Annotated in this window: 18 protein-coding genes; 9 read left to right on the forward strand and 9 right to left on the reverse strand. The window is 69.1% G+C overall.

Features of this window, described 5'->3' with window-relative positions; translation table 11 throughout:
* Positions 1 to 63 precede the first annotated feature (63 nt).
* Entirely contained in the window at positions 64 to 1,362 is a 1,299-nt protein-coding gene (locus tag HT136_RS09970) for an outer membrane beta-barrel protein (protein ID WP_214199623.1), read from the reverse strand.
* A 366-nt stretch (positions 1,363 to 1,728) separates the two neighbouring features.
* On the opposite strand from HT136_RS09970, the gene HT136_RS09975 reads away from it, so the two are divergent.
* Together HT136_RS09975 and HT136_RS09980 are read left to right on the forward strand one after the other, a co-directional pair.
* Entirely contained in the window at positions 1,729 to 2,331 is a 603-nt protein-coding gene (locus HT136_RS09975) for a polysaccharide biosynthesis/export family protein (protein WP_214199624.1), read from the forward strand.
* A gap of 113 nt (positions 2,332 to 2,444) precedes the next feature.
* Positions 2,445 to 3,035 (forward strand): hypothetical protein, encoded by a 591-nt coding sequence (locus HT136_RS09980; protein ID WP_214199625.1) that lies wholly within the window; start codon positions 2,445 to 2,447, stop codon positions 3,033 to 3,035.
* A 30-nt stretch (positions 3,036 to 3,065) separates the two neighbouring features.
* Here HT136_RS09980 and HT136_RS09985 read toward each other — a convergent pair whose 3' ends face one another.
* The 7 genes from HT136_RS09985 to HT136_RS10015 all read right to left on the reverse strand — a co-directional run bounded on the left by HT136_RS09985 (position 3,066) and on the right by HT136_RS10015 (position 13,719).
* The gene (locus tag HT136_RS09985) at positions 3,066 to 3,518 is read right to left on the reverse strand and encodes a MaoC family dehydratase (protein ID WP_214199626.1); all 453 of its coding nucleotides are present in this window, start codon (positions 3,516 to 3,518) and stop codon (positions 3,066 to 3,068) included.
* A complete protein-coding gene (locus tag HT136_RS09990) occupies positions 3,518 to 5,359 on the reverse strand; it encodes an acetyl/propionyl/methylcrotonyl-CoA carboxylase subunit alpha (protein WP_214199627.1) in 1,842 nt (613 codons plus the stop codon). Before HT136_RS09990 ends, HT136_RS09985 begins: the two co-directional genes overlap by 1 nt.
* A complete protein-coding gene (locus HT136_RS09995; RefSeq protein ID WP_214199628.1) occupies positions 5,356 to 5,673 on the reverse strand; it encodes a DUF3088 family protein in 318 nt (105 codons plus the stop codon). Before HT136_RS09995 ends, HT136_RS09990 begins: the two co-directional genes overlap by 4 nt.
* A 4-nt stretch (positions 5,674 to 5,677) precedes the next feature.
* A complete protein-coding gene (locus tag HT136_RS10000) occupies positions 5,678 to 7,279 on the reverse strand; it encodes a carboxyl transferase domain-containing protein (RefSeq protein WP_214199629.1) in 1,602 nt (533 codons plus the stop codon).
* A 118-nt stretch (positions 7,280 to 7,397) separates the two neighbouring features.
* On the reverse strand, positions 7,398 to 11,027 hold the full coding sequence (locus HT136_RS10005) for a hydantoinase B/oxoprolinase family protein (protein WP_425516889.1): 3,630 nt from the start codon (positions 11,025 to 11,027) through the stop codon (positions 7,398 to 7,400).
* Between the two features lie 52 nt (positions 11,028 to 11,079).
* Positions 11,080 to 12,300, reverse strand: coding sequence for a M20 metallopeptidase family protein (locus HT136_RS10010; RefSeq protein WP_214199630.1), 1,221 nt, complete (start codon positions 12,298 to 12,300; stop codon positions 11,080 to 11,082).
* 57 nt (positions 12,301 to 12,357) lie between these two features.
* Entirely contained in the window at positions 12,358 to 13,719 is a 1,362-nt protein-coding gene (locus tag HT136_RS10015; RefSeq protein WP_214199631.1) for a lipopolysaccharide biosynthesis protein, read from the reverse strand.
* A gap of 245 nt (positions 13,720 to 13,964) precedes the next feature.
* Here HT136_RS10015 and HT136_RS10020 point away from each other — a divergent pair, with 245 nt between their 5' ends.
* The 5 genes from HT136_RS10020 (at position 13,965) to HT136_RS10040 (ending at position 19,307) form a co-directional block, all read left to right on the forward strand.
* Complete coding sequence (locus tag HT136_RS10020; RefSeq protein ID WP_214199632.1) at positions 13,965 to 15,128, forward strand: hypothetical protein; 1,164 nt, start codon at positions 13,965 to 13,967, stop codon at positions 15,126 to 15,128.
* Positions 15,129 to 15,136: 8 nt separating this feature from the next.
* A complete protein-coding gene (locus HT136_RS10025; protein WP_214199633.1) occupies positions 15,137 to 16,309 on the forward strand; it encodes a glycosyltransferase family 4 protein in 1,173 nt (390 codons plus the stop codon).
* 116 nt (positions 16,310 to 16,425) lie between these two features.
* Positions 16,426 to 17,478 carry a diacylglycerol kinase family protein gene (locus HT136_RS10030; RefSeq protein WP_343222157.1) on the forward strand — a complete coding sequence of 351 codons (1,053 nt, stop codon included), beginning with the start codon at positions 16,426 to 16,428 and terminating at the stop codon, positions 17,476 to 17,478.
* Positions 17,479 to 17,544: 66 nt separating this feature from the next.
* Positions 17,545 to 18,528 carry a hypothetical protein gene (locus HT136_RS10035; protein WP_214199635.1) on the forward strand — a complete coding sequence of 328 codons (984 nt, stop codon included), beginning with the start codon at positions 17,545 to 17,547 and terminating at the stop codon, positions 18,526 to 18,528.
* Entirely contained in the window at positions 18,528 to 19,307 is a 780-nt protein-coding gene (locus HT136_RS10040; protein WP_214199636.1) for a nucleotidyltransferase family protein, read from the forward strand. Before HT136_RS10035 ends, HT136_RS10040 begins: the two co-directional genes overlap by 1 nt.
* 34 nt (positions 19,308 to 19,341) lie before the next feature.
* On the opposite strand, the gene HT136_RS10045 is transcribed toward HT136_RS10040, so the two are convergent.
* Positions 19,342 to 19,848, reverse strand: a complete 507-nt coding sequence (locus HT136_RS10045; RefSeq protein WP_214199637.1) for a DUF2141 domain-containing protein — start codon at positions 19,846 to 19,848, stop codon at positions 19,342 to 19,344.
* A 310-nt stretch (positions 19,849 to 20,158) separates the two neighbouring features.
* Here HT136_RS10045 and rpe point away from each other — a divergent pair, with 310 nt between their 5' ends.
* The gene (gene rpe / locus HT136_RS10050; RefSeq protein WP_214199638.1) at positions 20,159 to 20,821 is read left to right on the forward strand and encodes a ribulose-phosphate 3-epimerase; all 663 of its coding nucleotides are present in this window, start codon (positions 20,159 to 20,161) and stop codon (positions 20,819 to 20,821) included.
* Between the two features lie 125 nt (positions 20,822 to 20,946).
* Positions 20,947 to 22,773: a heparinase II/III family protein gene (locus tag HT136_RS10055; protein ID WP_214199639.1), complete on the forward strand. Its 1,827-nt coding sequence runs from the start codon at positions 20,947 to 20,949 to the stop codon at positions 22,771 to 22,773.
* Positions 22,774 to 22,804: the final 31 nt, after the last annotated feature.

The raw sequence follows: 22,804 nt of genomic DNA on the forward strand, positions 1-22,804 counted from the left end.
GCCGAATGGCGGAATGAAAGTGCGGGAAGCGCGGCACCGCGCCAGCGTCCCCGCGCGGTTGCGCTACCCCTTGATCCGCAGGCTCAGCAGAGCCGCGTTGCCCGTGAAGGGGCGCGCCTGAAAGCCGTGGCTCGACTGGTCGCGGTGGCTGAGGCCAAGTCCCAGCTCGAGGTTGCGGCCGATCAGCCAGCGCGCATCCAGGCCGGCCCGGAACTGACTGTCGCGCCGATCGGATCCGAAATAGTCGTAATGACGATAGCCCACCGTGACCGAGACGATCAGGTTGCGCAGCAGTTCATAGTCAAGGTCCAGATCGACACCATCACGAATGACTCCCGGTTGATTGTAATAAGGACTGGCTTCGAGGGCCCGGTCCACGTTCAGCTTCGCCGTCATCAGGGCCGTCGGATTCCAGATGATCCGTCCCGCGTAAGTCAGCCCGGACACGGTGCCCGAACCCGGCTCATCGTAGTCCTGCGACAGGTAACCTACGCTAATTTCGCCGCTCATCAACGCCGTTAATCCAAATGATACTCCACCGAGAACAGAATATCCTTGCGAGTTCTGACTTAATCCACCGAAATTCTCGCGATAATCCTGCCAATTATAGTATCCCTGAACAAATACTCGCAGCGAAGATCCCGCCCTCAACCCCAAACGCGAAGAAATCGAATAAGCGGTCCGATCGCGGTAATTCTGCAACACATCCTCGTCCTCGAGATGCACCGTGCGGTAATCGAACTGTTCGGCGCCGCCGCTGGCATTGAACGTGATTCCGGCAAGGTCCAGCGTGACCCCGGCACGTCCGGCAAGACGCGTGTAGGTGTTGGGCGCGCCAATCACGGCCTCCCCCAGCGAACCCGCCTGCTCGGTAAGCCGGCCATAGCCGCCCGACATGTCGATCCGCGCCTCGCCCAAGGCCAGATAGCCCTGCCCTTCGACCTGATATTGCTCGTTGTTCTGCAAGGAGAGGTCCGCGTAGCGCACCAAGGTCGCGTCCGCCCGCAAGGTCAGGCCGTGATCGGGTGCCGCGTTGACGAAAGACAACCCCGGAACGATGATCGCCCGGCCATCGGAATGCCGCTCGTTCTCCACGTTGAAGACATTGTCGTCGTATTCGATGCGCGCCGCCAGCGTGGGGTAGAGCGTGAAGGCGCCAAGGCCGATCCCGGGCGGATCGTAGGCCGCCTTGGAGCGCGCACCGACCGAATTGGCCGTGGCGGTATCGGCCAGCGTCGGCCCCTGGGCCTGGGCCCGGGCCGTAGCCGAAGCCAGAACCGTGAGGCCCGTCAGCCCGGCCCAGATTCCCGCCCGCACGAGCCTGGAACCGCGCGTTCGTGCAGATCGAACGGGCGCCGTCATGGCACGAAATTCGGTTCGATGCGGCCAAAACCCAATCACTGATCCCCCCGAGACTGGCCATCGCCCAAGATTGCAACTCACACAATTCTTCGGCGATGCAAAAACATCGCGTGTATACACATATGTGCCGCATGCTTTAGACGAGTCAACAATTGAATATTTTCTGCAAATCAATATCTGCCATGACATCAAACAACTTTTCTTGTATTAACGCACTACAACATGAAATGAAGACAGTTCATCTCAATGGAAGTATTTAAGGGCGATGCAGACAATTTGGCGCGCAGACGCTTCCATTCGGGAATTCACGCGACCCGCGAGGACGAGCGCGCAAGCGCGCGGAGTCCGGGCAAAGGAGATCAACAGATGCCACGTCCCGTGTTGCCCTTAAGCCTGCTCGTCATCGCTGGCCTGGCCTTGCCCGCCGGGCCCGCCTCGTCGCAAGCCAGTGCCACGGTGCAGGCCGCGGCCGCCAGCCAGCCAGGCTCTTCGCCCGACGGGCTCGAGACCTACCACCTGGGGCCGGGCGACAAGCTGCGCATCACCGTCTTCAACGTCGCCGACATTTCGGGCGAGTATGCAGTGAGCTCCTCGGGCCTCGTCGCCATCCCGCTGCTTGGCGCGATCCGTGCTGATGGCGAGACGACGCAGAGCCTGACCGCAGCGATCCGCGCCGGGCTGGCGGGCACCTACATCAAGGACCCGCGCGTCACCGTCGAGATCGTCGACTACCGCCCCTTCTACATCCTGGGCGAAGTCAACCATCCGGGCGAATTCTCGTACAAGCCGAACCTCACGCTCGAGCAGGCCGTCGCCACAGCGGGCGGCTATACGTACCGTGCCGCGCGCAAGAAGGCCTTCTTGCGCCGTGCCGGCAAGGAGGAGGAAATCGTGCGCTTCGGACAGGAGAGCAAGGTCGTCTATGTATTGCCGGGCGACACCATCCGCATCGGCGAACGGTACTTCTGAGCACCTTTCCCCGCATCGACGCGGAGGCGATCTGCCGCGAGCTCGACGACGGCGGCGTCGCCCGGGTCGAGGGCTTCGTCGCCACCGACGATCTCGCCAGGGCCCAGCGCTTCGTGCGCTCGGGGATCGCCGGTAGCGCGAGCGGCTATTTCGGGGTAGGCTGCGGGGAACCGCTCGGCGGGACCTTTCTCGAGGCCCTGCGCGAGGACGCCGCCTTCCACGCGGCGTGCCATGCGATCTGCGAACAGGCCACTGCCGGACCGCTACCCCGCTCCGCCTTCTACCAGATCCTGCGCTGCCTGACCGGTTCGGCGCAATCCGGCCATGCCATGCGCTTCCACTACGATTCGTACGTCCTGACCGCGCTGATCCCGATCCTGGTTCCCGAAACGGGTACCGGGCGCCTACTGCTGCGGCCCCCCTTGCGTCCGCTGCGGCGCAGCTATCTCGTGAACGTGCTCGACAAGGCCCGGGTCGACAATCCCCTGGCCCAGGCGCTCTATCGGCGCGGCCATGCCCGGCACGATCCGCGCCTGCAGCGCGTCGCGCTGCGTCCGGGCGATCTCTACCTGTTCTGGGGCTATCGCACGCTGCACACCAACGAGCCCGCCGACGACGAAGGCATCCGGGCGACCGCGCTGTTCCACTACCACGATCCCCACGCGCACAGCGGGGTCAAGCGCGCGCTGCGCCCTCGACGTTAGGCCGGCGCCCCTGAAGGTAGCACCTCGCGATCAGCCCTGCGATCCGTGCAACAGGACCGTGCGCAACATGGAGAGCGCGCATTCACCGCGCTGGTTGGTCATCTCGTGCCGGAACACGACAATGCCCTGCCCCGGCCGCGAACGGCTCGGACGCATCTCGACCACTTCGCTCGAACAGGTCAGCGTATCGCCGAGGAAGGTGGGATGGGGCGTCGTGACTTTGTCGAAGCCCAGGTTCGCCACCAGCGTGCCGAGCGTCGTGTCGGCGATGGAGAGCCCCACCGCGAGGCTGAAGGTGAAGGTCGAATTGACCAGGATCTGGCCGAATTCGCTCGCCCGCGCGGCCTCGGCATCGAGGTGGAGCGGCTGCACGTTATGGGTCATCGTCGAAAACAGCAGGTTGTCGGTCTCGGTCACCGTGCGTGAGGGCTGGTGAACCACGCGATCGCCGACCCGCCATTCGTCGTAAAAGCGTCCGGCCATCAGCCCACCTCCTCCTCGATCCGCGCGAGCGCCGCCTCCAGGGCCACCTGCTGGCCCTCGACCGCCGCGAGCGTGGCCACCACCCCGTCGAACGGCGCGACAAGCGTGTGCTCCATCTTCATCGCCTCGAGCGTCAGCAGTTTCTGCCCTCGCGTAACCCTCTCGCCTTGCTCCACCGCGACGGCGATCACCTTGCCCGGCATCGGCGCGAGGATCGCCCCGCTCCCCGCCGCGGCGCCGTGCACCCCATCGCGGCGCCAGCCGGTCAGTTGCCACGCCTCGCCCCTTTCGGCGAGGAGTACGGCGTCGACCGGTTCGTCGCATCCCTCGCCCAGCGCGATGTCGATCGGCTCGCCCTCGAGCCGAAAGCGCGCCACCCGCCGCGGCGGCGCGTTGAGACGAAAGCCCATGAGCCGCGTGCGCCCCACCAGCGCGTTCGCCGCCGCTTCAAGCACCTCGCGCGAGGGCTGCACGGACCGCGCCAGCGCCTCGCCATCGCGCGCGACAAGCCCGGTGTCGACACGCCCGGCCACGAAATCGGGATGCTCGAGCGCCTGGACGAGGAAGGGGGCGTTGCTGCGCACCGGCCAGACCGCGCTGCCTTCCAGCATGGTGGAGAGACGCTGGCGCGCCTCCTCGCGGTCGGCCCCGTGGGCGACGAGCTTCGCGATCATCGGGTCGTAGTGGGGCGACACCTCGTCGCCTTGCGCGACCCCGGTCTCGACCCGCCCGCTCGGCGCCTCGCCGAATTCGAGCCATTCGAGCCGCCCGGTGCTGGGCAGGAATCCGCGCGCGGGATCCTCGGCGTAAAGCCGGGCTTCCATCGCCCAGCCGCGCAGCGACAGCTCCTCCTGGCGCCGCGGCAGCGGTTCGCCGCTCGCCACGCGAAGCTGCCATTCGACGAGGTCGACCCCCGTCACTTCCTCGGTCACCGGATGCTCGACCTGGAGACGGGTGTTCATCTCCATGAACCAGATGCGCTCGGCATCGAGCGGCCCCGAACCGTCGGCGATGAACTCGATCGTGCCCGCGCCGACGTAGTCGACCGCGCGCGCCGCGCGCAGCGCCGCCGCGCACAAGGCCTCGCGCGTCGCCGGGTCCATGCCGGGGGCGGGGGCTTCCTCGATCACCTTCTGGTGGCGGCGCTGAAGCGAACAGTCGCGCTCGAACAAGTGCACGGCATTCCCGTGGCTGTCGCCGAAGACCTGCACCTCGATGTGGCGCGGGGTGGCGATGTACTTTTCGAGGAGCACCCGGTCGTTGCCGAAGCTGGCCTGCGCCTCGCGCCGGCACGAGGCGAGCGCGTCGGCGAACCCGGCCTCGTCCTCGACGCGGCGCATGCCCTTGCCGCCCCCGCCCGCGACCGCCTTGATGAGAATGGGATAGCCGATCCGCGCGGCCTCGACGGCGAGCCGCCCGACCGACTGGTCATCGCCGAGGTATCCCGGCGTCACCGGCACCCCCGCCTGTTCCATCAGCGCCTTGGCCGCGTCCTTGAGACCCATCGCGCGGATCGAGGACGGCGAGGGCCCGACCCAGACCAGTCCGGCCGCGATTACCGCCTCGGCGAACTCGGCGTTCTCCGACAGGAAACCGTAGCCCGGATGAATCGCCTCGGCCCCGGTGAGTTTTGCCGCCGCGATGATCTTCTCGCCGCACAAGTAGCTCTGCGCGGCAGAGGCGGGCCCTATCCGGTGTGCGACGTCCGCCATCGCCACATGCAGCGCGCCGGCATCGGCATCCGAATGGACGGCCACGGTGCGGATCCCCAGACGGCGCGCGGTGCGGATCACGCGGCAGGCGATCTCGCCGCGATTGGCGATGAGCAGCGATCGGATCATGGGTGCCTCTCGGGAAAGCCGTGGCGGGTGTGGAGCGCGGCGAGGATCGCCTCGATCTCGTTCGCGAAGCCGCCCTCGGCAAAGACCAGCGCGGGCAGGTTCTGGTTCGCCTCGCCCAGCCGTTCGACGACCGCCGCGCGCGGGCGCGGCCAGCCCACGCGCACGACCTCGATCCGCGCGGCGCGTTCGGGGAACAGGGCCAGCAACCCTTCCACGGTCACGCAGTCCTTGCAGTAGAAACGCCGCGCGCCGCCCAGCTCGGGGTCGGCCCAGTCGGTGTCGAGCACGAAGAGGGTATCCTTGGTCGAAGTCATCGCATCACATCCTGAACAGGCCGAAGCGCGGCGTTTGCGGGAACGGCGCCTCCAGCGCGGCTTCGAGCGCCAGCCCCAGCACGTCGCGGGTCTGGACCGGATCGATCACGCCATCGTCCCACAACCGGGCGGTCGCGTAGTAGGGATTGCCCTCGGTCTCGTACTTCGCGCGGATCGGCGCCTTGAAGGCCTCGGCCTCTTCGGCGTTCCAGCTCTTGGCATCACGGTGGACGGTCGCCAGGACCGAGGCCGCCTGCTCGCCGCCCATCACCGAAATCCGCGCGTTGGGCCAGGTAAACAGGAAGCGCGGATCATAGGCGCGCCCGCACATGCCGTAGTTGCCCGCGCCGAACGAACCACCGATCAGGACGGTGAGCTTGGGGACCTGCGCGGTCGCCACCGCCGTCACCAGCTTGGCGCCGTGCTTGGCGATCCCCTGCGCTTCGTAGGCCCCGCCGACCATGAAGCCCGAGACGTTCTGGAGGAACAGCAGCGGAACGCCGCGCTGGCAGGCCAGTTCGATGAAGTGCGCGCCCTTCTGCGCGCTCTCCGAGAACAGCACGCCGTTGTTGGCGAGGATCGCCACCGGAAGCCCGTGGATATGCGCGAATCCGCAGACCAGCGTGCTGCCATAGAGCGGCTTGAACTCGTGGAACTCGGACCCGTCGACAAGCCGCGCGATCACCTCGCGCACCTCGTAAGGCGCGCGCACGTCCTCGGGGATCAGCGCGTAGAGGTCTTCCGGATCGTGCACGGGCGGGCGCGCCTCGCGCCGCGCGAGTTCAGCCGGCTGCGAGGGCCCCAGGTGGCTGACGATGTCGCGCAGGATCGAGAGCGCGTGGGCATCGTCGTCGGCGAGGTGATCGGCAACGCCCGATGTGCGCGCATGCAATTCGCCTCCCCCCAGCTCCTCAGCCGAGATCACTTCGCCCGTCGCCGCCTCGACAAGCGGAGGGCCGGCAAGGAAGATCGTACCCTGTTCGCGCACGATCACCGTCTCGTCGGACATGGCGGGAACATAGGCGCCGCCCGCGGTGCAGCTGCCCAGCACCGCCGCGACCTGGGCGATGCCGGCCGCGCTCATCTGCGCCTGGTTGAAGAAGAAGCGGCCGAAATGGTCGCGGTCGGGGAAGACCTCGGCCTGGTTGGGCAAGTTCGCTCCGCCCGAATCGACGAGGTAGAGGCAGGGCAGGCGGCAGGCCTGCGCGATCTCCTGCGCGCGCAGATGCTTCTTGACCGTCATCGGGTAGTAGGTGCCGCCCTTCACCGTCGCGTCGTTGGCAAAGACCATGCACAGCCGCCCCGAGACGCGCCCGATCCCGGCGATGATCCCCGCGCCCGGCACCTCGTCGCCGTAGAGCCCGTTCGCGGCGAGCTGGCCGATCTCGAGAAAGGGCGAGCCTGCATCGAGCAGGCCCTCGACACGCTCGCGCGGGAGCAGCTTGCCGCGCGCCTGGTGCCGCTCGCGCGCGCGCTCGCTGCCGCCGCGCGCTGCCGCCGCGACCCGCGCGCGCAAGTCGGCAGCCAGCGCACGGTTGTGACGCGCGCGCGCCTCGGCTTCGGGTTGCGTGGTGTCGAGCGCGGTGGGCAGGACGGGCCCGCTCATCGCACCGCACCATTGTTTCGCAGCTGCGACATTATCCTCTTCCTATGCCTTATATATTTTCAAGCATCGTGGCACAGGTCGAAGGCCTCAGGCAAGCCCAAGCTTGCCGCAAGCGGCTCTAGGCAGGACCGAAACCGCCGCCCCCGGGGGTTTCGATCACGAAGACGTCGCCCGAAGCAAGGTCCACCCGCGCGGTGCTGCCGAGCGTTTCGACCCGGCCATCGGCGCGTTCGATGCGGTTCGCCCCGCGCGCGCCCGCTTCGCCCCCGGCGAGGCCGAACGGGGCCACCGTGCGCCGCTGCGAGAGGATGCCCGCCTGCATCGGCGCAAGAAAGCGTACACGGCGCCGCGCGCCATCGCCGCCCCGGTGCGCGCCCGCCCCGCCCGAACCGCGCCGGATCGAAAATTCCTCGAGCAGGACGGGGAAGTTGCTCTCCAGCACTTCGGGGTCGGTCAGCCGCGAATTGGTCATGTGCGTCTGGACGACGCTGGTCCCGTCGAAATCGGGCCCCGCGCCCGATCCGCCCGCGATCGTCTCGTAGTACTGGTGGGCCGCATCGCCGAAAGTGAAGTTGTTCATCGTCCCCTGCGCCGCGGCCATCGCGCCGAGCGCGCCGAACAGCGCGTCGGTGATCGCCTGGCTGGTCTCGACATTGCCCGCGACGACGGCGGCAGGCGCCACCGGATGCAGCATCGAGCCTTCGGGAACGCGGATCTCGATGGGCCGCAAGCACCCCTCGTTCATCGGCACCGGATCGTCGATCAGCGTCCGCACCGCGTAAAGCACCGCCGCGCGCACGACCGGCAGGGGCGCATTGAAATTGTCGGGCAGCTGGGGCGAGGTTCCCGCGAAGTCGATCACCGCGCTGCGCTGCGCCCGGTCGATCCGCACCGCGACGTGGATCTCGGCCCCGTTGTCCATCGGCGCGACGAAGGTTCCGTCGGACAGGCGCGCGGTCAGCGCGCGCACCGCCTCCTCGCTATAGGCCTGGACGTGGCCCATATAGGCATCCACCAGCTCGCGCCCCTGTTCGCCTGCGATGCGGCGCAATTCCGAAGCGCCGCGCACGCAGGCGGCGAGCTGGGCACGCAAGTCGGCCATGTTCTGTTCGATCGCGCGCGAAGGCCAGGGCCCCGAGGCGAGCAAGGCGCGCAGGGCCTCCTCCTGAAGCGTTCCCGCATCGACCAGCAGCGCATTGTCGATCAGCACGCCTTCCTCGTCGAGGGTGCGGCTGCCCGGCGGCATCGAGCCCGGACTGATCCCGCCGATGTCGGCATGGTGCCCGCGCGCGGCGACGAACCAGGCGGGCTCGATGTCCCCGTCCTTGGCAAAGACCGGCATGACCACGGTGATGTCGGGCAGGTGCGTGCCCCCGTCGTAGGGCGCGTTGAGGACATAGGCATCGCCGGCAAGGATGCCGCGCCCGTCGGCAGGATGGCCGTCCGCACCCATCCCGCGCCGGTTCAGGATCGTGCGCACCGATTCGCCCATCGAGCCCAGGTGCACCGGCATGTGCGGCGCGTTGGCGACGAGATTGCCGTACCGGTCGAACAGCGCGCAGGAGAAGTCGAGCCGCTCGCGGATGTTCACCGAGCGCGCCGAATGCTGGAGCGCGGCGCCCATTTCCTCGGCGATCGCCATGAACAGCGCGCCCATGATCTCGAGGCGCACCGGGTCGCGTCCCGTCTCTGCGCCGACTGCGATCGGGGGCGGGGCCGGGCGGGTGAGCACGAGATTGCCCACGCCATCGACACGCACGATCCAGCCCGGCTCGACCACCGTGGTCGAGACCTCGTCGACCACCAGCATCGGACCTTCGCCGGTGAAGCCCTCGGCAAGGTCCTCGCGGCGGTAGAGCGGGGCTTCGTGCGCCGCTCCCTCGGTCCAGATTCGCTCCGTTTGCGCCGGATCGCCTGAAACCTGGGGGAGCGGCGCGATCGCCCCCCCCCCCGGATGCCCGCCGGCGACCGCCTCGACGCGCAAGCTCTCGGCGACGAGGTCCTCGCCGGCCGCGAAGCCGAAGAGGTGGTCCCACCCGGCGTGGAAGGCGGTGCGCATCGCAGCGAGATCGCCGAAAGGCACCGCGATCGTGCTCTCGCTCCCCCTCGGGCGGATCGCCAGCGACGCTTCGATCGCGATGGCTTCGACGGCCACACCCTGCGCTACGAGATCGGCCCGCGCTGCTTCGCCGAGTTCCGCACGAGCCTCGTCGAGTGCCGCCGCGCTTTCGGATCCGAGCGTCAGTGCCAGCGTGCGCTCGTGCAGCACACGGCGGTCGGCAAGACCCATGCCGTAAGCCGAGAGCACCGAGGCGAGCGGATGGCACAGCACACTCGTCACGCCGAGCGCGTCGGCCACCTTGCAGGCATGCTGCCCGCCCGCACCGCCGAAGGTCACCATCGCCGCGCGGGTCACGTCGTGGCCGCGGCGCAGCGAAACGGTCTTGATGGCGTTGGCCATGTTGGCGACCGCAATGGCGAGGAAGCCCTCGGCGGCCTCCTCGCGGGTCATCGCGCGGCCCGTCGCCGCCTTGGCCTCGGTGAGAATCGCATCCATGCGCCCCTCGGCCGCGGCCCGCGAAAGCGGCTCGTCGCCGTCGGGCCCGAAGACATGCGGGAAATGTTCGGGAAGCAGCTTGCCGAGCAACAAGTTGCAGTCGGTCACCGTAAGCGGACCGCCGCGCCGATAGCAGGCCGGGCCCGGCACCGCGCCCGCGCTTTCGGGTCCGACGAGAAAGCGCGCGCCGTCGAACGCGCAGATCGAGCCGCCGCCCGCCGCCACCGTGGCAATCCGCATCATCGGCGTGCGCACGCGGTTGCCGGCGATGCGTGTCTCGCTGTCGCGCTCGTACTCGCCCGCGTAGTGCGAGACGTCGGTCGAGGTCCCGCCCATGTCGAAGCCGACCACTTCGGCAAAGCCCGCCTCCTTCGCCACCGCCGCCATGCCGACGATGCCGCCCGCCGGGCCCGAGAGGATCGCATCCTTGCCGCGCAGCGCGGCGCCGCTGGTGAGGCCCCCGTTCGACTGCATGTAGAGCGCCTCGACATGCGGGCCGAGGCCCGCCTCGAGGCCAGCGACGTAACGATCGAGCACCGGCGATAAGTGCGCGTCGACCACGCTCGTGTCGCCGCGCGCGATGAGCTTGATGAGCGGGGCCACCTCGTGGCTGACCGAGATTTGCGTGTAGCCGATCGCGCGCGCGATCCGGGCCAGCGCGACCTCGTGCGCGGTGAAGCGATAGCCGTGCATCAGCACCACCGCGACCGCGCGCAGGCCCGCGTCGAAGGCCGACTGGAGCCCCCAGCGCGCGGCCTCTTCGTCGAGCGCGCGGTGCACCGTCCCGTCCGCGCCGACGCGCTCGTCGATCTCGAGCACGCGCGCGGCGAGCGGCTCGGGCAGGACGATGTGGCGCGCGAAGATGTCGGGCCGCTCCTGCGTGCCGATGCGCAGGGCATCGCCGAAGCCGCGGGTGATCGCGAGCAGGACCGGCTCGCCCTTGCCTTCGAGCAGGGCGTTGGTGGCGACCGTGGTGCCCAGGCGCAGCTCGCAGGGCGGCAGCGCCCCCTCGCCCACGCCGGTCAACCGGCGCATGGCCTCGACGGCCGCGTCGCGGTAGCGCTCCGGGTCCTCGGACAGCAGCTTGAGCCGCTCGAAAGTCCCGTCCGGCGCGCGCGCGACGACATCGGTAAATGTGCCTCCGCGATCGACCCAGAACTGCCAGGTGCCGCGCGTCGTATCCGTCATCATCTCCGTCATGGCGCCTACATGGCAAGACACCGCCGCGATGGCAAACCGGGGTTCAGACCTCCCAGCCGCGCGCGAGGAAGCGCTCGGCGAGCCCGGCGAGGAACAACGCGCCCTTGGGCAGCGCGCGCTCGTCGACCATCATCCGGGTCGAATGGATGCCACAGCACTGGCGCCAGTCTGCACCCTCCTCGGCAACGCCCAGGAAGAACATCGCCCCGGGCACTTTCTCGAGCACGTAGGCGAAATCCTCCGCCCCCATGATCGGATTTTCGAGCCGCTCGAAGGTTTCGGGGCCGAAGAGGTCCCCCGCCAGCGCCTCGCCGAGCGCGACCGCCTCACCCGCGCAAACGGTGACCGGAAAGCCCTCGAGAACCTCCACTTCGGCGTGAAGCCCGTGCGCCCGGGCAATGCCCTGCGCCAGCTCGGGCACTTCGGCGCGCAGCCGCTCGCGGTTGGCACGCGAGAGCGAACGCATCGTGCCCAGCATCTCGACCCGGTCGGGAATGACGTTGTGCGCGCTGCCCGCCGCGATCTTGGCGATGGTGACGACGACCGGATCGAACACGGGGAAGCGGCGCGCCACCAGCGTCTGGAGCGCGGACACGATCTCGCAGGCGACGGGCATCGGGTCGAGCGTGTCGTGCGGCATCGAGGCATGGCCGCCGCGCCCGGTGACGGTAATCCGCAGCTGGTCGGCCGAGGCCATCAACGGCCCGGCGCGTCCGCCGATCATGCCGTGGCGCGCGTTGGGCATGACGTGGAGCGCGAAGGCCGCCTCGGGCAGTGCGCGATCGGTACCGGGCCCGCCGAGCAGCCCGTCCTCGAGCATGAAGCGCGCGCCGTGCCAGCCTTCCTCGCCGGGCTGGAACATGAAGCGCACCTCGCCCGCGAGGTCGGCGGCCTTGCCCGCGAGCAGCCGCGCTGCGCCGGCCAGCATCGCGACATGGGTGTCGTGGCCGCAGGCGTGCATCGCTCCCGGAATCGTCGAGGCGAAGTCGAGCCCGGTCTCCTCGGGCATCGCGAGCGCGTCCATGTCGCCGCGCAGGAGCACCGTGCGCCCCCTGCCCGCGCCGCCCTTGAGCGTCGCGACGAGCCCTGTGGTGGACGGCCCTTCGGCCCATTCGAGCGGGAGGTCGGCCAGCTCGGCGCGGATCTTGTCACGGGTGAGCGGCGTGTGGAGGCCGAGTTCGGGCTCGGCATGGATGGCGCGGCGCAGCGCGACGATGCGCGCGGTGACGGCCTCGGAGCAATCGGCTTGGGCAAGAAGGGTCATCGCGCCATGATGGCGAGCGCGGCCCGCGCTGTCGAGGGGGCCCGCCCCGCTGCGGGCTCAGTACGCTTCGGGGGGCAGTTCACCAACGGCGGGCGCGTCTTCGTGCGGCATGCGACCGAGCGCGCGCCAGGCCATGATGCCGAGCGCGGCGTAGTTGGTCGCCGCCGCGCAGCACACCGCCCACGCGATACCGATGGCACCGAAGTGGTTGAGGCCGACCACCGCCACCGCGAGCGCGAGAACCGAGAGGACCCGGCCCACCAGCGCCAGCCGGGCGCGGCCGGTGGCGTGGAGCACCGGTTCGAAGGCCACGCTGGCAAGGCCGAAGCTGGCCGCGATCGCCAGCGGGACGAGCACTGCCCCGCCTTGCGCGAAGGCCTCGCCGCCGATCAGGCCGAGCAGCTTGCCGCCGATGGCGATCGCCACCACCACGACGATGCCGCCTGCGATCCCGGCGACCTGGTTGATGCGCTTGACCATGCGCCCGAACTGCTGCGCCGAATCGGCCACCCGCGCGCGGTTGACCTCGGGGTAGATCGCGCGCGCGATCAGGGTCGAGAGCTTGCTGAAGCCTTGCGCGAGCTGGTCGGCAAGGCGGTAGATACCCGCCGCCTTGGTACCCAGGAAATAGCCGACCGCGAGCAGCGGCCCCTGCTTGTAGACCGCATCGAGCGTGCTCGAGCCCGAAGTGGCGAGCAGAAACTGGCCGATGCCCGGGTTTTCCTTCCAGGCGCTGCGCCACTGGCGCAAGGCGGCAAACGGCGAGGAACCGGGAATGAGGCGCAGCGCCATGACCCAATAGGCCATGGCCGAGGCAATATCGATTGCGGCCCAGGCGAACAGGAACAGCTCGACGCTTGGCCCATACCACCAGATGAAGGCCGCCGCGAAGAGCCGCCCGACCGGCACCACCGCCTCGACGTAGACCGCCATATCGAAGCGGTTGAGCGCGCGCATGATCCCCGTGGGCGCCGAAACGCGGCCCCACATGAGCGCGCAGTTGAACACCAGCGCCATCGTCACGTAGGCCGGGTTGAGGCTCAGCAAGTCGGCAAAGCCCAGGAACACGATCACCGCGATGCCGCAACCGAGCACCGAGCCCGCCGCGTCGATCAGCCCGCACAGCATCGAGAGCCGGGCGAAACGCAGCCAGTCCTTGTCGTGGACATAGCTCGCCCCGTAGCGCACCACCGATTGCCAGGTCTGGAAGCCGGCGATCGCGACGAGCGCCTGGGCGGTCCCGAAGATCAGCGAGAAGTGGCCGAAATGCTTGACCCCCAGCGAACGCGACAGGATCGCGAGGTAGATGATCGAGCACAGCCCGCCAAAGCCCTTGCCGCCCAGCAGCCAGGCGGTGTTTCGCAGGATGCGGCGCGCGGTGGAGTGCGCCGGCTGGGAGAGGGTCTCGGGGGCAGACATCTGGCGCGCTGTGTACCAGTTTGCGAGGGAGGGCAAGCGATCAGCGGTCAAACGGTGTAGCAGGGTGTATCGAGCTGTAACGTCGCCTCCGTTCGCCGGGTCCCACAGCCCTGCGCGCGCCTGGCTCAACGCAGCGGCAAAGCTCGCTTCGCGAGGCGCGTCAAGGCGTCGCACAAGGCCTCACGCACGGGGCAAGGGCCTCGTGGACCTAGGCAAGGGCCGGGAAATCGGATAGCGCGCCGGGCGTGACCCGGATCTGCTTTCTCTTCAACCACGATCAGACCCACCAGATCGCCCACAGCCTGCCGATCGCGCTGGAACTGGCCCGCACCGGCCTCGCCAAGGTTACCCTGGCGGTGACCGAAGCGCGCATCGAGCAGAGCGTGCGCACGCTCGCCGGCGCGGACCTTGGTTTGTGCGAACTGGTCACGCTCGGCCTGCACACGCGCACCTCGCGCCTGCTCCAGCGCGGCCTCGAGGGTCTCATCCCCGCGCGCAAGCTTCTGGTCTACCGCGACAACCTCGAATTCTTCCGCGGCTTCGACGCGCTCGTGGTGGCGGAAAAGACCTCGCTCCTGCTCAAGACCCGCTACGGGCTGGACAACCTGAAGATCATCCACACCCGCCATGGCGCTGGCGACCGCGCGATCGGCTTCGGTAAGGAAAGCGCACGCTTCGATCTCGTGCTGGTGGCAGGCCCGAAGATCGAACGGCGCCTCGTCGCCGACGCCGGGGTCGATCCGGCGCGCATTCGCGTGGTGGGCTATTCGAAGTTCGACTTGTGCGGCGCGAATCGCCGCGACCTCGGCTTCGCGCAAGCCTCGCGTCCGACCGTGCTCTACAACCCGCACCCCTCGCCCAGGCTCTCGAGCTGGTTCACGATGGGCGAAGCCCTGCTCGAGGCCTTCGCCGCCTCGAACGAATTCAACCTCGTCTTCGCGCCGCACGTCATGATGTTCGCCCGGCGCTGGACGGTGACCATCAATCCGCCCGCGATCCGCCGGATGCATCCGCCCGCCGCGCGCTTTGCCGAGGCCCCCAACATCCACGTCGACCTCGGCAGCGCGGCCTCGACCGACATGACCTACACCAACAGCGCCGACATCTACATCGGTGACGTCAGCAGCCAGGTCTACGAGTTCCTCTACCATCCCCGCCCGTGCCTGTTCCTCGACGCGCACCAGACCGCCTGGGAGAACGATCCCGACTACGCGCACTGGAAGGCAGGCCCGGTGATCGGCCCCGGCACCGACATCCTCGCGGGCGTGCGCAACGCCATCGCCACGCGCGACCGCTACCTGCCCGTCCAGCGCGCGATGCTCGCCGACACCTTCTCGGTCACCGACGAGCCTGCCGCGCTCCGCGGGGCGAAGGCCATCGCGCAATTCCTCGCATCCTCGGAGGCGTGAGCCCTACCATGACTTCCCCCGATCCCCTCGCCGCGCTCGACGGTGCCCCCGTCTGGGTCATGGCCAAGGGCTATGCGCCCGACGAAGGTGGCATGCAGACCTATGCCCAAGGCGTGGCCGAGGCCTATGCCCGCGCCGGGGCGCGGGTCACCGTCTTCACCCAGACCAGCGCGGGCCCGCGCGAGGAGACGCTGGGCGCGGCCCGCCTCGTCGACATCGGCGCGGGCAAGTCGCCGATGGTCCCGCTCCGCCTGCTCAAGGCGCTCGGCGCCAAGCGCCGGAGCGAGGGCGCGCCTGCCTTCCTCCACGCCACCACCTGGCGCACCTCGGTGGTGCCGATGCTGCTCGGCCTGCCTTACATCACCACGTTCCACGGGCGCGAGTTCATGTACCCGGCGGGAATCGCGCTGCGCCTGATGCGCCGCGTCGCGCGCCGGGCGCGGGGCATCCTCGCCGTCAGTCACTACAGCGCGATGCGCTTGTCCGAGCGGCTGGGCCCGGACGCCTCCGCGCCGCTCGTCGCCTGGAACGGGCTCAGCCAGGAGCCCGACCCGGACGCCCCCCTCCCCGTCAAGCACAGCGCGCGCCACGAGGGCGTCCCGCTGATCTTCACGCTGTGCCGGCTCGAGCCGCGCAAGAACGTCGCCGCCGCCGTGCGGGCCTGCGCGCGGGTCCGGGGGGAAGGCGCCTCGTTTCGCTACGTGATCGGCGGCCGCGGCCCCGAACTCGAACGCATCCGCGCGCTCGTCGCCGACCTCGGTCTGGAAGACTGCGTGGAAGTGGCCGGTTTCATGCCCACTGCGCGCGTCGAACAGCTCTACCGCGAAGCCGATATCTTCCTTCACCCCCAGATCGAGGCCGACGGGGGGCGCGACTTCGAGGGCTTCGGCATTGCCATCGCCGATGCCATGGTCACCGCCAGTGCGGTCGTCGCCGGGATCGACGGCGGCACGCGCGAACTGATCGAGGACGAAGTCCACGGCCTTGCTGTCGACGGGCACGACGAGGAGGCGATTGCCCGGGCGCTGTCGCGACTCGTCACCGATGCGCCGTTTCGCGAATCGCTGGGGGCTGCGGCGCACGCTCGGACACTGCGCGAATTCACCTGGAAGCGGCACATTTTCCGCATTGCGGAACGATTTCCTGTCGCATCAACGTCGCAAGCCGGTAATCAACTGTAAAATAACGATGGACAAGTGGCGGCAAACCGCGCAAAACGTCACAAAAATGCAGGATTAATCTGGCATTCATGCGATCCTGCGTGATTTTTTGTGCATCTGCGGTTATAGCGCCTCCCGTGCACGGAAACATTTACGAATTCAGCTCGCTGCCCAAGGCAACCCTCAACCGCGAAAGCGAACGCGCGCGCAAGGCCCGTCCGGTGCGCCACGCACCCGCCGTTCCGCTCGTCGGCATCATCCGCAATCCGCGCAGCCACCGCAACAAGGGCGTGGCCGCCGAGATGGCGGATTGTTCCAACATCCTGACCGAAACGCCCAAGAGCCGTGAGGACCTGTTCCTGACGCTGGCCGGCTTCGCCCGGCGCGGGATCGACTACCTAGTGATCGACGGCGGCGACGGCACCGTGCGCGACGTGCTCACCTGCGGAGCGCAAGTCTTCGGCGACACCTGGCCGCGCCTGATCGTGCTGCCCAAGGGCAAGACCAACGCGCTGACGGTCGATCTCGGCCTGCCCGGCAAGTGGACGCTGACCGAAGCGATCGCCGCCGCGCACAAGGGCAACACGGTCACCCGCCACCCCTTGCGCATCACCTCGGCCGACGCGGCGGCGCAAGGCCTGGCCTCGGTCCAGGGCTTCATCCTGGGCACCGGCGCCTTTACCCTGTGCACCGAGGCGGGCCAGGAAGCGCACCGGCGCGGGGCCTTCAATTCGGCGGCGGTGGGCCTCTCGATCCTGTGGGGCGTGCTGCAGTCGCTGTTCGGCCGCGCCGGCAACATCTGGCGCAGCGGAACGCCCACGCGCCTGCTCGACCGGCTAACCGGCCGACTGCTGCCGCGCACGGGACCGGGCGAGCCCGACGAGCGTTTCCTTGCGATCGCCACCACTTTCGAGCGATTCCCGCTCGGCGCGCGCCCGTTCGGCAGCAAGGTGGCGCCCGGCCTCAAGATGATCGTGCTCGACTGGCCCAACCGCCTCGTACTCGCGCTGATCCCGCTCATCATGTTCGGCCTTTCCGGCCGCTTCCTCGAGAAGCGCGGCCTGCACCGCTTCGCCACCAGCGACGTGGAAATGGACATCGAGGGCTCGTTCATCCTCGACGGCGAGGCCTTCCCCGCAGGCCGCTACATCATGGACGAGGGCCCCAAGCTGACCTTCGTGGTGCCCTGAGCGCCCTCGACCGCCCGAAATTCCCTCCGTCTTGATTTCAGGGCGGCCTTGCCCGAGCATAGCGTCATGAGCGAAGACCTCCCGGGGCGGATCCGCACCGCGCTTGAACGACCCGTCGAACCGGCTGTGGCCGCCTTCGCGCAGCGCCTCGCCGCGCACTCGCCGCTGCCCGTGCTGGCGGTGCTGTTCTACGGCTCGAACTTGCGCACCGGCTCGCTCGAGGGGGTACTCGACTTCTACATCCTCACCGCGGGGCCTCAGGTCGAGAAGATCTGGCCGCGCGTGAGCTATCACGAGTGGACTTGCGGGCCGGCCGATGGCGAAGGTGTGCCCGAGGCCGACTTGCGCGCCAAAGTGGCGACGATGCCGCTCGAAACCTTCCGCGCGGCGGCCGCGGGCGAATGCCTCGACACCACCATCTGGGCCCGCTTCGTACAGCCCAGCGCTCTTGTCTGGAGCCGCGACGAGGTCGCCGCGCGCCGCACTGGCGAGGCCGTCGCGGGCGCCGCGATGACCGCTGCGCGCCTCGCCATCGCGCTCGGCCCCGAGACCGGCAGCCCCGAGGACTACTGGCGCGCGCTGTTCCGCGCCACGTACGCCGCCGAGTTCCGCGTCGAAAAGGCGGGCCGCGAGGATTCGATCCTCTCGGCCAATCGCGACCACTTCGACGGCCTGCTCCCACTCGCTCTGGTGGCACAGGGCATACCTTTCGCGCGCGGCGGACCGACCGGCACGATCCGACCCGAGATCGACAAAGCGTCCCGCGCCCGCACGCGCGCCTGGTGGCAACGCCGCCAGCGCCTCGGCAAGCCCTACAACGTGCTGCGCCTGATCAAGGCCTCGACCACCTTCGACGGCGCCGCGCGCTACGCCGCCTGGAAGATCGAGCGCCACACCGGCGTCCCCGTCGCCGTCACCCCCTGGCGCGAGCGCCATCCGGTGCTCGCCGCCCCCGCGGTGCTGTGGAGCGTGTGGCGCGCCCGCAAGGCCGCTGCCCGGGCCTCGACACGCGCCGCAAACGCGCCCGATACCGACAACCGCGCCGCCTGATGGACACCCTCCTCGACACCGCCCCGCCGCTCAGTGCGCTGGTCCTCGCCGGCTCGCGCCCCGGCGCCCCCGATCCCGTCGCCAGCGCCGAGAAGGTCGCGCACAAGGCGCTCGTTCCGATCGAGGGCACGCCGATGCTGGCGCGCGTGGTCGCGGCGCTGCGCGGCGCCGGGATCGTGCGCATCGCGGTCGTCGCGAATGCGCCCGAGGTCATCGCCCTCGCGCAGGACCTGGGCTGCGAAGTGCTCCCCGCCGAGGCGGGCCCGAGCGCCAGCGTTGCCGCCGGTTTCGCACATCTGGGCGCGCCGATGCTGGTGACCACGGCCGACCACGCGCTGCTCGAGAGCGTTTGGGTCACCGATTTCGTGGCCGATGCCGGACACGACAGCGACGTCGCGATCCTGCTCGCGAAGCGCGAGGCGGTGGAGAAGGCGCTGCCCGGTAGCCAGCGCACCTGGCTCAGGATGGCCGACGGAGCCTGGTCGGGGTGCAACCTGTTCCTGCTCGCGCGCCCGCAGGCCCTGGGCGCGATCGAGACCTGGAAGGCGGTCGAGGCCGACCGCAAGCGTCCCTGGCGCATCGCCATGCGGCTGGGGCCGGGCATGCTGATCCGCTTCCTCGCCGGGCGCCTGACGATGACCGACGCGATCGCGCGACTGGGGGCCAAGATCGGCATTGCGGCAACCTGCGTCGCCGCGCGCGACGGCCTCGCCGCGGTCGACGTCGACAAGCCTTCCGACCTCGTCGACGTGCGCCGGATCCTCTCCGCGCGCGGCTGAACGACCGTCCCGGCCGATCGCCGCGGCGCGCGGATCACATGTACTTCATCGCGATCCGGATCGACTTGACCCCGTCGCCCACCGGCACCCCGACCTTGGTATAGCTGGGCTTGCCGAGGTTGAAGATGTTGATCGAGGGGTTGTTCGACATCGCACCGCCGTCTTCGGAAAGGTCGGTCTTGCCGTTGTTGTTGAGATCGTGTCGCACCGCGACGCCGTAGGTCCCCGGACCCGGTACCGGCAGGCAGAACGTCATCGTCCCGGCCTTGGCGGGCACTTCGATGCGCGCGAGCCACTTGCCCGTCTCGAGCCACTCGGCCTTGGTGGCGCGATAGGACTGGATGCGCAGCGTGCCGCGCGAAGCCGTCACCCCGTCCACCGTCACCATCAGCGCCGAGCCGCTTCCGGCCTGGCACTTGCCCATGTCGTTGCCGATCTTGTGGCGGTACTGCGCCAGCGCCGGCGTGGCGAACCCTGCGGCGAGAACGCCCGCAGCCACCACGATGCCAAGTCCCCGGGCGCGCAATTCGCTTCGAATCATTTCCGTCCTATCCTCGATTCCACTCGATTTCAGGGTCTCGCTCCATCGCTGAAACGGATCGGACCCGCCCGCCCTCCGGCAGGACTTCATGGCTCCGCACTAGGTGGGCCGCGCTTAATAGGCTGTGAATTTCACGGTCTTTCGCCCGGGCCCGTCCCTCGCCGAGATGCCCCAACCCCAACCTTCGGCCGCCCGAAAGGATCCGGGACGGCGCAAACCCCATATCGTGTGTGGAAAAGGCTCCTTCCACGCCTTGCCGCCCCAACATGGGGTGTCCTATCGGATGAACTAGAGGAGTTCCATCAGATCCATGACCACGCCGCTCATTTCCCCGTCGATCCTGTCCGCCGACTTCGCGCGTCTTGGCGAGGAAGTGCGCGCCATCGATGAAGCCGGCGCCGACTGGATCCACGTCGACGTGATGGACGGCCACTTCGTGCCCAACATCACGATCGGCCCGGCCGTGGTGAAGGCGCTGCGCCCGCACTCGGCCAAGACCTTCGACGTGCACCTGATGATCTCGCCGGTCGACACCTACCTCGAGGCCTTCGCCGAAGCCGGCGCGGACATCATCACCGTCCACCCCGAAGCCGGCCCCCACGTCCACCGCACGGTGCAGACGATCAAGAAGCTGGGCAAGAAGGCGGGCATTTCGCTCAACCCGGCGACCCCGGCCAAGATGCTCGACTACCTGATCGACGAGATCGACCTCGTCCTGATCATGAGCGTGAACCCCGGCTTCGGCGGGCAGAGCTTCATCTCCAGCCAGCTGCGCAAGATCGAGGCGGTGCGCAAGATGATCGAGAAGTCGGGCCGCGAGATCCTGATCGAGGTCGACGGCGGCGTCGATGCCGTGACCGCGCCGCAGTGCGTGGCTGCGGGCGCCGACGTGCTCGTCGCCGGTTCGGCCACCTTCCGCGGCGGCCCCGAGCACTATGCGGGCAACATCCGCAAGCTCAAGGGCCTGGACTGAACGCGGTGCGGCTCGACCCTCAAATCGACGCCGCCCCGCGCAACCTTGACGACCCTTCGGCCGTTTCCCTTGCCGCCGACGCCGGACAAGCGGTTGTCGAGGAGGCGGACGTCGAGGAGGGCACCATGCACAGACCTGGCAAGAGCCGCGCCGCGAAGCGCGCCCCCGCACCGCCCCCCCCTGACACGCCGGATGCTCCCGCCCCCATCGTGGGCGTCGAGCAGTCCGAGACCGGCCGTGCGCTCGCGCTCGTCGATTTCTCGCCGCCCTCGGTCAGTGCCGGCGAGCGGCTGATCCGCTTCGCCTACAAGCTGGGCGTCCCCGGCACGATGCTGACCACGCCGATGGGCAAGAAGGCGCGCACGCGCCTGCTCGCAACGGTTCGGGCTGCGGTGCCGGGCAATCGCGGCTCGGGCACGGCGCTGCGCGCCGGGCACTTCCTCGTCCACGGCGCCAAGACCCCGATCGCCCAGGTCGACTTCGGCGGCGCCGCGCGCATGACGCCCCCGCTCGAGCGCACCGTGCACAGCTTTGCCTGGCTCGCCGATCTCGAGGCCAGCGGCCCGCGCGAACAGGTCGCCCCCGTCGCCGAGCGCATTCTCGCCGCCTGGCTCCACGCCAACCCCTCGCCCCCCGCGAAGCCCGGCAAGGGCCCGGCCTGGAGCGTCGGGAACACCGGCACGCGCCTGCTCAACTGGCTCGTCTACGCCCCGCTGATCCTCTCGGGCGAGAAGACTTTCCGGGGTCGCATGCTGCGCCACATCGCCGACACCGCGCGTTGGCTCGACCGCCAGGTCCACCATGCCGACGAGGCGCTCGGCGCCGTCGCGGGCTGGTGCGGCCTCGTCGCCGCCGGCCTGCTGCTGCCCGAGGGCCGCCCGCGCCGCCTTTACGCCGAAGCGGGCCTGATGAAGGCGCTGGGCGAGCTGATGGGCGATGACGGCGGCGTGCTCTCGCGCAGCCCGCTGGCGCAAATGGAAGCGATCGCGCTGCTGGTCCGGCTGCGCAATTGCTACCAGGCGACGCGACGCGAGGCGCCCGAGGCGATGGAGCACGTCATCGAGATGCTGGTGCCCCCGCTTCTCGCGCTCTGCCATGGCGACGGCTCGCTCGGTTCGTGGCAGGGTGGCTGGGCGATCCCCGCCAGCGCCGTCGAGGCGCTCGTCGCCGCAAGCGGCGTGCGCACGCGGCCTTTGCGCGACGTGCGCCAATGGGGTTACCAGCGCGTCTCGGCGCACAAGTCGATCCTCCAGTTCGACACCGCGCCCCCGCCGATGCCGCGCGATGGACGGTTCGGCTGCGCCTCGACCCTGGCCTTCGAGTTCTCGCACAATTTCCAGCGCGTGATCGTCAACTGCGGCGGCGCGGCCTGCGCCGGAGGGCTTGTCCCCGCGCGGCTCGACCAGGGCCTTCGCGCCACCGCCGCGCATTCGACGCTCACGCTCGACGATGCCAACTCCACCGCGATCCTCATCAACGGCGCGATCGGCCAGGGCGTCAACGCGGTCGACGTCGAGCGCAAGACGATGGAAACCGAGAGCGGCGCCAGCGCGACCCGGCTCGAAGCCAGCCACAACGGCTATGCCCAGCGCTACACGCTCACCCATCGCCGCATCCTGATCCTGCGCGACGACGGCTCGGAACTGCGCGGCGAGGACATGCTGGTGCCCTCGGGGCGCAAGGCCAAGCGCGGCAAGGTGGGCTATGCGATCCGCTTCCACCTTGCCCCCGAGGTCACCATTGCGCCGACCGAGGATGGCCAGGGTGCGGCGATCGTCCTGCCCGATGGCAGCTACTGGCAGTTCCGCTCGGGCGCGGGACCGATCGAGATCGAGGATTCGCTCTGGGTCGACGGCAACGGCCGCCCGCAGGCGACGCACCAGATCGTAATCCAAGGCCTCGTCTCACGCGGCGGCGGCACTTTCAGCTGGCTCCTCAAGAAGATGAACTGAACGGGCGCGCGCCCACGAAGCCATCGCCCTC

This window comes from Novosphingobium profundi, assembly GCF_018491765.1.
Lineage (GTDB): Bacteria > Pseudomonadota > Alphaproteobacteria > Sphingomonadales > Sphingomonadaceae > Novosphingobium > Novosphingobium profundi.